The sequence below is a fragment of the Chryseobacterium sp. NFX27 genome (genome assembly GCF_049887855.1).
In the GTDB taxonomy this organism is placed as follows: Bacteria; Bacteroidota; Bacteroidia; order Flavobacteriales; family Weeksellaceae; genus Chryseobacterium.
In genome coordinates, this window is the sequence record NZ_JAGEKK010000007.1 from 245480 (window position 1) to 258468 (window position 12989).

The 12989-nt window shown below is 37.7% G+C and carries 14 protein-coding genes; 9 read left to right on the forward strand and 5 right to left on the reverse strand.

Annotated features, from left to right (window positions below; genetic code table 11):
- Window positions 1-51 precede the first annotated feature (51 nt).
- The 4 genes from J4Q03_RS10360 to rplU form a co-directional block, all read right to left on the reverse strand.
- Complete coding sequence (locus tag J4Q03_RS10360) at window positions 52-219, reverse strand: bacteriocin-like protein (RefSeq protein WP_426048107.1); 168 nt, start codon at window positions 217-219, stop codon at window positions 52-54.
- 47 nt (window positions 220-266) lie between these two features.
- On the reverse strand, window positions 267-431 hold the full coding sequence (locus tag J4Q03_RS10365) for a bacteriocin-like protein (protein ID WP_426048108.1): 165 nt from the start codon (window positions 429-431) through the stop codon (window positions 267-269).
- A 201-nt stretch (window positions 432-632) separates the two neighbouring features.
- Window positions 633-890, reverse strand: a complete 258-nt coding sequence (gene rpmA, locus J4Q03_RS10370; RefSeq protein ID WP_111953703.1) for a 50S ribosomal protein L27 — start codon at window positions 888-890, stop codon at window positions 633-635.
- A 12-nt stretch (window positions 891-902) separates the two neighbouring features.
- Window positions 903-1478, reverse strand: a complete 576-nt coding sequence (gene rplU / locus J4Q03_RS10375) for a 50S ribosomal protein L21 (protein ID WP_111953705.1) — start codon at window positions 1476-1478, stop codon at window positions 903-905.
- A 195-nt stretch (window positions 1479-1673) separates the two neighbouring features.
- Here rplU and J4Q03_RS10380 point away from each other — a divergent pair, with 195 nt between their 5' ends.
- From J4Q03_RS10380 to J4Q03_RS10415, 8 genes are all read left to right on the forward strand, one after another.
- On the forward strand, window positions 1674-2561 hold the full coding sequence (locus J4Q03_RS10380; RefSeq protein ID WP_426048109.1) for a metalloprotease: 888 nt from the start codon (window positions 1674-1676) through the stop codon (window positions 2559-2561).
- A gap of 113 nt (window positions 2562-2674) precedes the next feature.
- Window positions 2675-3763, forward strand: coding sequence for an acyltransferase family protein (locus tag J4Q03_RS10385; protein WP_426048110.1), 1089 nt, complete (start codon window positions 2675-2677; stop codon window positions 3761-3763).
- A 75-nt stretch (window positions 3764-3838) separates the two neighbouring features.
- Window positions 3839-4417, forward strand: coding sequence for a tRNA-(ms[2]io[6]A)-hydroxylase (locus J4Q03_RS10390; RefSeq protein WP_426048111.1), 579 nt, complete (start codon window positions 3839-3841; stop codon window positions 4415-4417).
- 23 nt (window positions 4418-4440) lie between these two features.
- The gene (locus J4Q03_RS10395) at window positions 4441-5058 is read left to right on the forward strand and encodes a DUF502 domain-containing protein (RefSeq protein WP_111953713.1); all 618 of its coding nucleotides are present in this window, start codon (window positions 4441-4443) and stop codon (window positions 5056-5058) included.
- A 142-nt stretch (window positions 5059-5200) separates the two neighbouring features.
- Complete coding sequence (locus J4Q03_RS10400; protein WP_426048112.1) at window positions 5201-6121, forward strand: DsbA family protein; 921 nt, start codon at window positions 5201-5203, stop codon at window positions 6119-6121.
- A gap of 24 nt (window positions 6122-6145) precedes the next feature.
- The gene (locus tag J4Q03_RS10405; protein WP_426048113.1) at window positions 6146-7231 is read left to right on the forward strand and encodes an FAD-dependent oxidoreductase; all 1086 of its coding nucleotides are present in this window, start codon (window positions 6146-6148) and stop codon (window positions 7229-7231) included.
- A gap of 2 nt (window positions 7232-7233) precedes the next feature.
- Complete coding sequence (locus J4Q03_RS10410; protein WP_426048114.1) at window positions 7234-8391, forward strand: pyridoxal phosphate-dependent aminotransferase; 1158 nt, start codon at window positions 7234-7236, stop codon at window positions 8389-8391.
- A 162-nt stretch (window positions 8392-8553) separates the two neighbouring features.
- Window positions 8554-11028, forward strand: a complete 2475-nt coding sequence (locus J4Q03_RS10415) for a TonB-dependent receptor plug domain-containing protein (RefSeq protein WP_426048115.1) — start codon at window positions 8554-8556, stop codon at window positions 11026-11028.
- A gap of 51 nt (window positions 11029-11079) precedes the next feature.
- Here J4Q03_RS10415 and J4Q03_RS10420 read toward each other — a convergent pair whose 3' ends face one another.
- Complete coding sequence (locus J4Q03_RS10420) at window positions 11080-12297, reverse strand: PQQ-dependent sugar dehydrogenase (protein ID WP_426048116.1); 1218 nt, start codon at window positions 12295-12297, stop codon at window positions 11080-11082.
- A 106-nt stretch (window positions 12298-12403) separates the two neighbouring features.
- Between J4Q03_RS10420 and J4Q03_RS10425 the strand changes: the two genes are divergently transcribed.
- Complete coding sequence (locus J4Q03_RS10425) at window positions 12404-12775, forward strand: BlaI/MecI/CopY family transcriptional regulator (RefSeq protein ID WP_426048117.1); 372 nt, start codon at window positions 12404-12406, stop codon at window positions 12773-12775.
- Window positions 12776-12989: the final 214 nt, after the last annotated feature.

The window sequence follows — 12989 nt, forward strand, 5'->3', positions numbered from 1 at the left end:
ATACAAAAACCTCAGCAGTGCCGAGGTTTACTTTTTCAATAACTTTATTTATTAACATCCGCACGGATCCGGATCTATAATCATGTTACGGCACACCAATCTCTGTTGTGGAGTCCATGTGCACCATTCTACGCAGGTAGTTGCAGGAGGAGGACATGCTAAAGCACCACCATCTACTGTTCTCAGTTGTTTCTTTGATAGCTTTCTTAGATTTTTCATAGTATTTTGTTTTAAAATTAATATGAACTCATGCCTTAAAGAAAAACTTAGCAGTTACAAGGCGTATCAATTACCGCATTCAAGCAATGTGCCTGCTGCCAAGGTGTCCAGGTACACCACTCTGAGCACCAATTAGCCAATGGAGGACATCCACCAGCACCACCATTAATGTTCTTCAAATTCTTCTTTGTTAATTTTTTCAAATTTTTCATAGTATTTTGTTTTAGTTTGTTGCCTACTCTATCTGCTTTTCGGCATCCGCAAATGATTTGTTATTTGATAGTTAACAAATATATAAATATTTCACTATAATAAGAATATTAGCGAAAATATTTTTCTTTTTACAGAATTTTAAGCACAAAAAAAACCTCAGCCAATGACTGAGGTTTAAGTTTTATAAAACGCTTAAATAATTATGCGTTTGGCTCTACAGATACAAAAGATCTGTTGTTTGCTTTCTTTCTGAAAACTACTTTACCGTCTACTAGTGCAAACAAAGTATGGTCTTTACCAATACCCACGTTTTCACCCGGGTGGTGTTGTGTACCTCTCTGTCTGATAATAATATTTCCGGCAATAGCTTCTTGTCCACCGAAAATCTTCACACCTAATCTCTTAGAGTGAGACTCTCTACCGTTCTTGGAACTACCGACTCCTTTCTTGTGTGCCATTTTATTACTGGATTATTTGTTAAGTGCTTTAAATTGATCAATATTCTTAACGATAGCAGCATCCACTTCTTCGTGAGTAAGAACATTCTTTTCTAATTCAACTTTAACCGCTTTACCTAAAGTAATTAAAGTTTCTCTGTTTTCTTTAGACTGAGACAAGTTGTTTTTCTTTAAGTGATAGTTCAGTTCGTGATCTTCACCAAAGTTAACCGTTGCGTTGTCTGAAAGAACTTCAGCCTTTACAGTTTCTTTTTTAGCAGCTTTCTTAGTACTTCCGTCAAAACCAGTGATACCAGTGATTTTAATTTGAGTTAAAGATTGTCTGTGACCGTTCTTTACCTGATAACCTTTTCTTCTTTTCTTTTTGAAAACGATTACTTTATCAGCTTTTACGTGGTCTAGGATCTCTGCATCTACAGTGATTCCGTTTACAGCTGGGGCGCCAACAGTGATTGAACCGTTTACAGTAAGAAGAATTTTGTCAAAAGAAACCTTGTCTCCTTTTTCTCCTTTTAAACGGTTTACAAACAACTTCTGGTCTTGCTCAACTTTGTATTGAAGCCCTGCTATTTCTACAATTGCAAACATTGTTTATAAATTTTTAGTTATTTCGAGGTGCAAATATATGAATAAATTTCTAAATAGCTTACAATCAGCTCCGTGTTTTTTTAGCAAAACATAATAAAAAATCATTTCACCATGTTTTGAATAATTTTTTACATTAATATGCTCATAATTAAGAGATAATTTTATACCTTCGTTATCACCAAAAAATATTTTTATATGAAAAGAAACTTTAAATTCTGCTTATTAGCAGGAGCCATTGCCGCTTTTTCATTAACAGCGTGCCGTGATGACAAAATGGAAGAATCTGTCCTTCCCGAATCTCAATCTGCTAGCGCAAAGATCGAACAACCCGGAGAGCTTCAAAAAAGCTGCTCCTATGTAGATCAATACTGGAGTTCAACCGCAATACTCAAAACCGGTCTCCCAAACACAGCAGATACCAACTTTATGAACTCCCAGATGACTAAAATTGCCAGTCTTTGGGGCAGAAGCAACCCAACTCTCCGTTTTGTAGACGATCCCTCCAATTTCAACTCCACCTACAATGCGATCTCTTATTCCACAGGAAAAATTTATTATGGCTACGCAATCTATGCAGATGCTAAAAATAAAGGAGGAGATATCGTGAACGCCATGATCCTTGCTCATGAATACGGGCACCAGCTACAGTACATTTTCGGGCTTCCAACGGTAAACGAATCTACAGCAAGACCTAACGAACTGGAAGCAGACGGTTTTGCAGGATATTACTTAAGAAGGCCAAACGGATACAACAAAACCAGTTTCGCTGAAATTGCTGCAGCTTATGAATTCGCACAAAGTATCGGAGACTATCAGACTACAAGCGCCAATCACCACGGAACTCCTCCTCAAAGAAGATCTGCTGTACGTTTAGGCTTCCTTCTTGGGCAATATGACCTTAACGCAGCCAATTTTGACTACAATTTCTTCTACTATTATCAGGGCGTGTTAAACGGCACATACAAGATGGGCAAAAACGCTATGAATCCTGAGATCGATGCTTATATGAGCCAATATATCGATGAACTTAGAAAGATCCAGACCGGAGAAATCTCTGAAGAAGAATTTAAGCACCTTAAATAACATTCATTTTAGCATATTTAACAAGGGAGACAGACAGCAATGTTCTGTCTCTTTTTAGTTTATTTGATAAATATCCCAAACTTTATTTACTTTTGAACCATATCCTACAACAAATGAACAGAGATCTCTACATCGATTTTGCCAAGGGAATGGCAACCCTTTCCATTATATTTATCCATACCGCATTTTGGTCGGGACAGTTTTATATTCCCGCCGAGGTAAGAGTATTCTCTCTGGTATTTGATGTGGCTCTCTTTTATGCTTTAAGCGGAATTACTTCAGGATCGAACATCGAGAAAACATTTTACAGATTATTAAAACTTCAGATCACTTATATGATCTTTGTAACATTTCTGTTCTTTCTGGATTACTTTTTTAAAGTCTTTGGATTAACATTCTTTTCTGTGGAATGGCTCCAGAATTTCTATTCAACCTTTGGCTCAAAATATGCAGCGACCAGCGTATCTGATATCCCACAATGGCAGAATCTGGGAAACTGGTATCTTCATCAGTATACCAACGCGGATACTTTTCCGGTTGTTATGGGTAGCTTCTGGTATCTTAAAGTATATTTCATTCTGGCAGTTTTTGGAGTGCTGATCTTAAGATTCTTTCCAAAGCATGTCAACTGGTTCATAGCACTATCCCTGGCTCTGACTTTAATATTCAATGTTTTCCCGGAGTTTTATCCAGGAGGACAAGTAGGCTATGTCGCCTTTTATCTTGCCATCTTTTTAATTGCCAACAGAATGCGTGGTAAAAAAATCCCCACAAAAGCAATTCCTTTTCTATATGCAATAGTTTCGGCAGCTTTGATCTGGATGTTCTGGTATTACGGAAATGAGATTTTCTATAAAATCAATAAAAACAAATTCCCACCAAAAACTCCTTATATTATCTGGACTTTATTTTCCCTTACCACATTATTTGTTTTTTACAATAGACTTAAAATTTCAAAAGAAAGCTTTGTTACATACATCGGTAAAAATGCTATATTTTTTTATTTCGCCCAGGGGATAAGCTCATCTCTCGTATATTTCATCGTGGTTGCTTTACAGGAAAACATGCCATGGTGGCTGCTTATGATTTTAATTTATATCATCAATGTAATCCTTGCTTTCATTATCGCGGCCGGATTGAAGAAAGTGGATGATATGGGCTGGAAAGTTCTGGAATTTTTAAGAAAAAAAACAGCTTCCTAACGCTTTAGCAATCAATTTAAAATAAAATAATTTTTCTTATCGCAATTTATTTTAATTTTACAGAAAATTCAAGGCATGTTTAAGTTGAAACTTCCCACCGATCCAAGATGGGCAAATATTGCAGAGAAAAACATTGAAGAAATTTTAACGGATCACGCGTGGTGTGAGCAGAAAGCAGCAACTAATGCTATTGGCTTAATCACTATGCTTCCCGAATATCCCGAAATTGTTACTGAGCTTCTCGCCATTGCGCAGGAAGAGCTTGATCATTTCAATCAGGTACATGAGATTATTAAAAAAAGAGGTTTTGCCTTTGGAAGGCCAAGAAAAGATGATTATGTGAATGAACTGGCCAAGTTTATCATCCAGGGAAGCAGGGAAGATCTAATTGTAGATAAAATGCTTTTTGCCGCCATGATAGAAGCCAGAAGCTGCGAAAGATTTAAAGTTCTTACTGAAAACATTAAAGATGAAGAGCTGAAGACATTTTATAAAGAACTTATGATCTCTGAAGCGAACCATTATACAACATTTATAGGATTTGCAAGACAGCTTGGAAATCCCGAAAAAGTAAACAGACGATGGGACGCGTGGCTGGAATATGAAGCCAACATCATTAAATCTTACGGAAACAAAGAAACAATCCACGGTTAAAATAAAAAAGTAAAGAATCCACGTTGAAAAAACTGACCTTTGAAAATATTGCCAATTTTTTTCTGAAAAATTTCTTTCAGGGGCTGGTTATTATTGGCCCAATCGGGCTTACCATCTTTGTGATCTGGTATGTTGTCAGCGCTGTTGACAATATCATTCCTTCTGTCGCAAAAGAGATTCCGGGTTTGGTTTTTGTTTCAACGATACTCATTACAGCCGTTCTGGGATATTTGGGAAATAAATTTGTAGTAGGAAAATTCTTTTTCGACACTATGGATAGCCTTCTGGAAAAAATTCCGGGGGTAAAACATATTTATACCCCCACAAAAGACGTCATGTCTTCATTTGTGGGAGACAAAAAAAAATTCAACGATCCTGTCTGGGTAAAGACGAATGAAAATCCGGAGATCTGGAGAATCGGCTTTCTGACCCAAAAAGAAATGTCGGACGTTGAAAAGCACAATTACGTGGCAGTATATCTGCCCCATTCCTATGCTATTTCAGGATGGGTAATTGTAACTGAAGAAAAAAATATCAAACCTGTAGTGGGAATGACTGCAGCTTCTGCCATGAAGTTTGCGGTGAGTGGTGGTGTCGCAGGTTTCCATTCTGACGACAATATCTTTAAAGCTCCGGAATAATTCTACTTTATTATTCTTAATAATGGCCCGTCCGGCTATTATTTCTTTATCCAACTCAAATATTATGTTAACCAAAAATATCATTTTGGACATTTTTACCTATCTATTTTTATTCTTTAACTTATTTACAAATAACAACAATATGAACAAGAATCCTCTTCTCAATTGCGATCCGGAAAAAGGCATATGTGAAATCCTGGAAACTCAAGACTCAGAATATTCAGCAGAGCAGCTTCAGGGCACCAAAGATAAAATCACCATTATTTATTATACAGATCCCATCTGCTCTTCCTGCTGGGGAATTGAAGCCCAGCTGAGAAAAATGAAACTGGAATATGGCAATGCTGTAGAAATAGATTACAGAATGGGAGGGCTTTTACCTTCATGGGACATTTACAATTCCGGAGGAATCAGTAAGCCAAGTGATGTTGCCGGCCACTGGGAGGAGGTAAGCCCATATTATAAGATGCCTATTGAAGGAGGAGTCTGGCTTACAGATCCGTTAAATTCTTCCTATCCTCCATCCATTGCTTTTAAAGCAGCCCAAATGCAGGATAAAAAGAAAGCTGTAGACTATATGAGAATTACCCGTGAAATGGTTTTTCTTGATCAATTAAATATCACAAGAACAGAACATCTGGAAAAAGCGGCTAAGATGGCAGGATTAGATGTAGCACAGTGGAAAGAGGATTATGAATCCAAAGCTCAGATTGAATTCAAAAAAGATCTTGACCTTGGAAGACAGCTTGGTGTAAGAGGGTTTCCTACCCTGATCTTTACCAAAGACGACGAAATTTTGGATATTCTCTACGGCTTCAAACCTTATACAGATTTTGAACGCAGAATTACAAAAATAAGCCCCGACGCAAAAAAACAGGAATACTCTACAGAACCTGACCAGCTATTTGCAGTTTATCCTACTTTAACCACTCAGGAATTTGCGGTTCTCTCCAATATCTCTTTCGATAAAGCATTTGATACTCTTCAGAAACTTACTGAAGAAAACAAAGTCTCCCGCAAGAAATACAAAAACGGAGATCTTTGGATTTTTAATAAAAACTAATAACACTATTTAAAACTAATAAGGATGTACAAAGTTGCAATCATAGGAGCGGGAGTTTCCGGATTGAGTATGGCAAATTATTTGGAAAAAAATAATATTGACTACCATATTTATGAAAGAAGAACTCAAAATGACCTGAAAGGGCACGGATTTATTCTTCCCAAAGAAGGCATTGAATACCTTTCCAACATCATTAACATTGATGATCTCTACAAAAAAGGGCAGTTTTTAAAAAAATATCTTCACTACCACCAAAATGGTGAGGTCCTTTCTGAAAAAGAACTTGAAGATGTTTTTGTAGTTTCGAGAAGTACCCTGATAGAGATTTTGGCCGAAGGCATTCCTTCCGATAAAATATCATATGATACAACAGTCACCCTGAATGGTTTTTCTAACGGAAAATCCTGTATAACACTCAATGACGGCACATCATTGGATGCTGATGTGGTTATAGCTTCAGATGGCTCGAGAAGCAGAATCAGAAGAAAAATTTTTGAAGATGAAAAAATGAAAGCCGTTTTAGAAAATGAAGTGGTCAACATTATCGAAAATGAGGAAATTGCCAGCAAGCTTGACAGCAATTTCTTGAAATTTCACCATGAAGACGGCGGACTTACTTTTGGAGTATTAAAGCTTTCCTCTACAAAAATTCTTTGGTATTGCCAGTTTGATATTACCCGGTTTTTCATCAATGAAGATTATACCCCGGACTGTATCAAACAGTTCATTGTGGACAATTTCGGAGACTGGAATCCCCTGATTTCGTCGATCATCAATGATTCAAGCTATGAAAACGCCCACATATGGAGAGTATATGAATTGGAAAAGCTCAATCCTTTTTATCACGAAAATATTGTGTTCATAGGCGATGCGGCTCATCCTCTGATTCCTTTTACAAGCCAGGGTGTGACTTCGGCTCTAAAAGATTCTTACGTTTTGACAAATCTCTTACTGGAAGGAAATAATCTCCCGGCAACTTTTCAAAAATATGAAGAAGAAAGAAAGGCGGAAATTGAGATCCATATTAAAAACGGAAGAGCATTACTGAACCAGTTCCTTCTGCCATTAAACGAGCAGCAAAAAAACACCTTACCAATTTCATACAAATAAAAATGTTTACAAATCAAAATATCAACTTCGAAGCCCTGAAAAGAAAAGCGTACAACGGAAGATGGGCGACTCTGGAAAACGGAATCATTCCTTTAACGGCGGCAGATCCGGATTTCAGAATGTCTACCGAGATCGAGCAGGGAATCATTGAATATATTAAAGACGGATACCTCAGCTATGGCCCTTTTTCAGGAATTCCGGAATTCAAAACAAGTGTTGCCAAACACTTCAATACGGAAAAAAACGGAAGCTTCACTCCGGAAAATATTTTAGCGGTAAACAGTGCGGCCCAAGGTATGTTTCTGATTGCCAAATATGTGCTGGAACCAGGAGATGAAGCCATCATTTTCGACCCTGTTGATTTTCTGTTCAAAAAAACAGTGGACGCAGCAGGCGGCAACATCAAATTATGTGCTGTTGACTCCAAAACAGGAGAGATCGATTTTGAAATGCTGACTTCTTTAATCTCATCAAAAACAAAACTGATCAGCATCTGCAATCCCCACAATCCGGTGGGAAGGGTGTATTCAAAAGAGGTTTTAATAAAAATTTCCGAAATAGCTGAAGCTCACGATTTATGGGTTATGAGTGACGAGATCTGGAGTGATATCGTTTATGACAAAAAAGAATTTAATACGTATTCTTCCGTTTCAGAAGCAGCAAAAAAGAAGAGTTTTACCGTTTTTGGATTTTCAAAGTCATTTGGGATTGCCGGTTTGAGAATTGGAGCTGTTTTGTGTAATGATCAGGATCTTTTGGATGATTTTACGGAAAAATCCCATTTCAACTCTACCATTGAAGGCGTATCTACATTATCTCAAATTGCAGCAAGTGTGGCTATTGAAAAGGCCAAGCCCTGGTTTAATGACTTCCTGGATCATCTACAGCATAACAGGGATCTTGCCTACAGCATGTTGAGTAATTCCGGCATTTTAACTCCTAATTTACCTGAAGCAACTTTTGTGATTTTTCCAACAATTGAAAATGGACTGTCAAGCGAAGCCTTTACTGCCCATGTTTTAAAAGAAGGAAAAGTAGCTGTTGTTCCTGGTTCTGAAAGATGGTTTGGAAAAGGTGCTGAAGGTCATATCAGGATCTGCTTTTCTACTTCGAGGGAAATTCTGGAAGAAGGGCTAAACCGCATTATCAACAGTTTTTAAAGTTAAAAATTTTCGTATTTTTTTCAACATTGATTAAAATTTTTCTTTGTTTAATTAAAATTTAACATAATTTAAGTAATTCTTACACAATAACATATTTTCGCATTGATTTAACGGTTAAATTCAATATTTTTGATACAATCACTAACTTACATACGAAATATGAAATTAAAGTACACCAGTATTCTCTTTTTAGGAACCGTATCCATGCTGTATTCTCAAAATACAAACGATACAATTTCCAAGGAATCAAAAATAGAGGAAGTTTCCATTACCGGAAGCCGGAATAAAAAAAGGACTGTTACCAACACTCCTGTCCCCGTTGATGTAATTGATATCAAACAGGTAAGCCAGTCGACGGGGCAGATAGAAGTGAACCAGCTTCTTCAGTTCAGTGCGCCATCCTTTAATTCCAATAAGCAGTCCGGATCAGACGGCGCTGATGCAACAGATCCTGCAACCCTTCGTGGGCTTGGACCGGATCAGACCCTTCTTTTACTGAACGGAAAAAGGTATCACCAGTCCTCACTGATCAATGTCTTCGGAACAAAAGGAAGAGGAAATACGGGATCAGATATGAACACCATTCCGATTGGGGCTATAAAAAGAATTGAAGTACTTCGCGACGGAGCTTCTGCACAATATGGATCTGACGCCATAGCCGGGGTAATCAATGTTATTCTTAATGACCGCAACCAGGGCTTTGAGGGTAATGCCTTTTATGGAATGAATCTTTTTAAAAGCCCGGGAAATAAAGATGTGGTATCCGATCATAAAGTAGACGGAACTACTTTTGATTTCAGCGGAAATCTGGGAACAAAAATAGGTAACAAAGGAGGTTTCGGTAATTTCACTGTTGAATTTATAAATAAAGACCGTACCTTAAGAAATGCCAATCCTGAAAAATATTCATCACCGAGGGAGAAGTTTGGGGATGCAAAATCTCAGAATATTTATTTCTTCGGGAACGTAGAGCTTCCTCTGTCTGACGGCTTGAAATTCTATTCCCGTCAGGGCTTTTCTTATCGTAAGACGAATGCCTATGCATGGACAAGAACACCGGATGCTGACGGAAATATTCCTGAAATATATCCTAACGGTTTTAATCCTATAGAAGACACCAGCATTACAGATTTCACTTTTGACAACGGATTAAAGTTTAAGGTGGCAAACTGGGATGTCGATTTTTATAATGCATTCGGAAGTAACAGATTTACTTACCAGATAGACAATACGATTAATGCCACTCTGGGAATAAAATCTCCCACAAGCTTTAATGCCGGCGGACATTCTCTTTTGCAGAATACGACTGGTTTTAATGCTTCAAAACAATTCAGCGTTCTTCAGGGCTTAAATGTTGCCTTCGGATCCGAATTCAGATACGAAGAATTTGGAATTATCAAAGGAGAAGAAGCATCCTATGCGATGTATGACATTAACGGAAATATTGTAACATCTGACACTCCTGAAGGTCTGCTTGTTACCAATCCGTTATCCGGTGAAGTGCGCCCCGGCGGATCACAGGGCTTTCCCGGATATTCACAGGAATTTAATAAAAACAGGAATAATTTTGCGGCTTATGTAGACACTGAACTGGATATTACCAAAGCCTGGATGATCAGCGTGGCAGGAAGGTTTGAGAACTACAGTGATTTCGGAAGTACTTTAAATGGTAAATTTGCAACGCGGTATGCCATTACACCCCAATTTGCATTCAGAGGTTCAGTTTCTACAGGATTCAGGGCACCTTCTCTGGCACAGAAGTATTACAGTCTTCAGTTTACCAACTTTCAAGGGGGAAACCTTGTAACGATACAGCTTGCAGCTAACGATAGTGACCTTGCAAAAGCAGTGGGAATACCTGAGCTCAAACAAGAAACTTCTGTAAATGGAAGCGCAGGATTTACGTTTAATACTGGAAAATTTACTGCAACCATTGATGGCTATTACATTATGGTTAAAAATAGAATCGTACTTACTGGAAATTTTGAAAAGAAAGCTCTATATGATGATAACGGTAACTTCACCGGTTATGATATGACTGATAATTTGACTCGACAACTTACAGAATATAGAGTAAATCAAGCCCAATTCTTTTCTAATGCTATAGACACCAGAACAAAAGGGGTTGATGTCATCTTAAGCTATATCGAAAATATCGGCTCAGGAAAACTCTCTGCTACTTTAGCCGGAAATTACAACGAAATGGAAATCACCAAAGTAAATGCCTCAGAAATGCTGAAAGGAAAAGAAGAAACATACATGAGCCCAAGAGAAAGAGCATTCATTTTAGCTTCTGCTCCCAAAACAAAGGTCAACCTGAATTTAAATTATAAGATCGATAAGTTCAATGCCAACCTTCAGCTGGTAAGATTTGATAAAGTAAAACTGATAGGTTACGGCGGTGCAGATGACTACCAGCTTTATGGGGCAAAAGTAACAACCGACTTATCTTTCGGCTATGAATTTACCAAAAGCTTCAATCTTACCATAGGAAGCAAAAACCTATTTAACCGCTATCCTACGCTGCAGACGGCGCATGTAGATGGCAATACAGAATCCGGAGGTATTTTTGATCCTGTACAGATGGGTTTTGCAGGAAGGCAGGCTTTTGCAAGACTTAATTTTAAGTTTTAAAAGATAATGTAGCTGTATCAGCATGAAATAATCTGCTGATACAGCCTCTTTTTATTTTTTAGAAATTCTATATAGTTTTCCGCTGTCTGTAACGGCATACAGGCTGCCATCCATTCCATCCAGCACATCTCTGAAACGTTCTTTTTGGTCAGCGAGAAGGCGTTCTTCACCCACTACTTTATTATCCTTCATAACAATTCTGTTAATGTGCTCGCCACTCAGACATCCAATGATAAGATTGCCTTTCCATTCCTCAATATTTCCGGTGTAGAAAGTAACTCCGCTTGGAGAAATTACAGGGTCCCAGTAATAAACGGGCTGCTCTGTCCCTTCTTTTTGGGTAATACCATTTCCCACTTTGGCTCCGGAATATTCAATTCCATAGGTTACATCTCCCCAGCCATAATTTTTCCCGGGTTGGATCAGATTGATTTCATCACCACCTCTCGGTCCCATTTCAATATCCCAAAGAGTTCCTTTCGGATCTATTGCCATTCCCTGCGGATTTCTTATACCATAGGCATAAATTTCCGGCTTATAGCCCGATTTTCCAATAAACGGATTCCCTGGGGCTGGCTTTCCGTCTTTAGTAATTTTCAATATCTTTCCTAAATAATTATCTGTTTTCTGAGCGTACACTCTTGTTTCTTTATCAGATCTTTCTCCGGTACTTACAAATAAATTTCCGTCTCTGTCAAAAACCAGCCTGCTTCCATAATGCTTGTCACCGTCATAGGAAGGTTCTGCACGGAAAATAACTTTAACTTCTGAAATCTTTTTAAGATCTGCCGAAAGCTTTCCTTTCGCTACTGAAGTCAGATTTCCTTCACCAAACGGTTCTGAAAAACTGAAATAAATAATATTATTCGTTTTAAAATCCGGATCAAGAGCTACATCCAGCATTCCTCCCTGCCCTTTTGAATCTACTTTTGGGAATCCCTCGACTGTAGAAACCTGCTTCCCATCTGTTGAAACCACATTCATATGGCCGTTTTTATCGGTAATAAGAAATCTTCCGTCGGGAAGATTTATAATCCCCCAAGGTTTCCCAAGGTCTTTATTAAGGACTTCTACTTTATAAGCTGTTGCCGTTTTTACAGCTTTAATTCTGGTCTGTCCTTTAAAGGCAGGCTTATAGTCTGTATTGGGTTTTTCGGTCTCCACACTACCGTCGGGGCCTGTCTGCTGGGCATTTGCAGTGTTTTTACTACATGAACATAAAAGTAAAAAAACGCTGACTGCTGATACATAAATTGGGTTGAATTTCATAGTATTGTAATTAGTGATAACAAAAATAATGGAAAAATAATGCCATAAAAATTTGCAGGTGAAAATTTTAATTCTACATTTGTAGAATAAATTGCAAACTTGTAGAATGAAAGAAATAAAATTAACCGATTCGGAAAAAAGCCTTATGGAAATCCTTTGGGAAAAGAAACGGGTTTTCATGAAAGATATTCTTGATTCCTACCCGGAGCCTAAGCCTGCTGCGACGACCATCGCTACTCTGCTGAAAAGAATGCAGAATAAAGACCTGGTAGGCTATACATTGTATGGAAATTCCCGTGAATACTATCCAAAAGTAGAAAAAGGGGAATATTTCAACGAGGAAATGACCTCTATGATTGACCGTTTTTTCAACAGTTCGGTGACTCAGTTTGCATCATTTTTCACTTCCAATGCAAAATTCAGTCAGAAGCAGCTGAAAGAACTCCGTGATATAATAGATCAACAGATAAAAGAATAAAAATGTTCATCATTATTCTAAAAATACTGCTCTGCTCTTCTGCATTTATCGCTGTATACTACCTTTTTTTGGCAAAAGAAAAAATGTAGAGGCTGTCTCAAAAGGGGCAGTCTTTTTTTGTGTCTCAAAGTTTGCGATCTACAATTTTTCAGGTTTAGATTTCCGTTATTTGTTTTTTCAGGAATTTTTTTGATATTTTAGTAAAAAGCAGGAT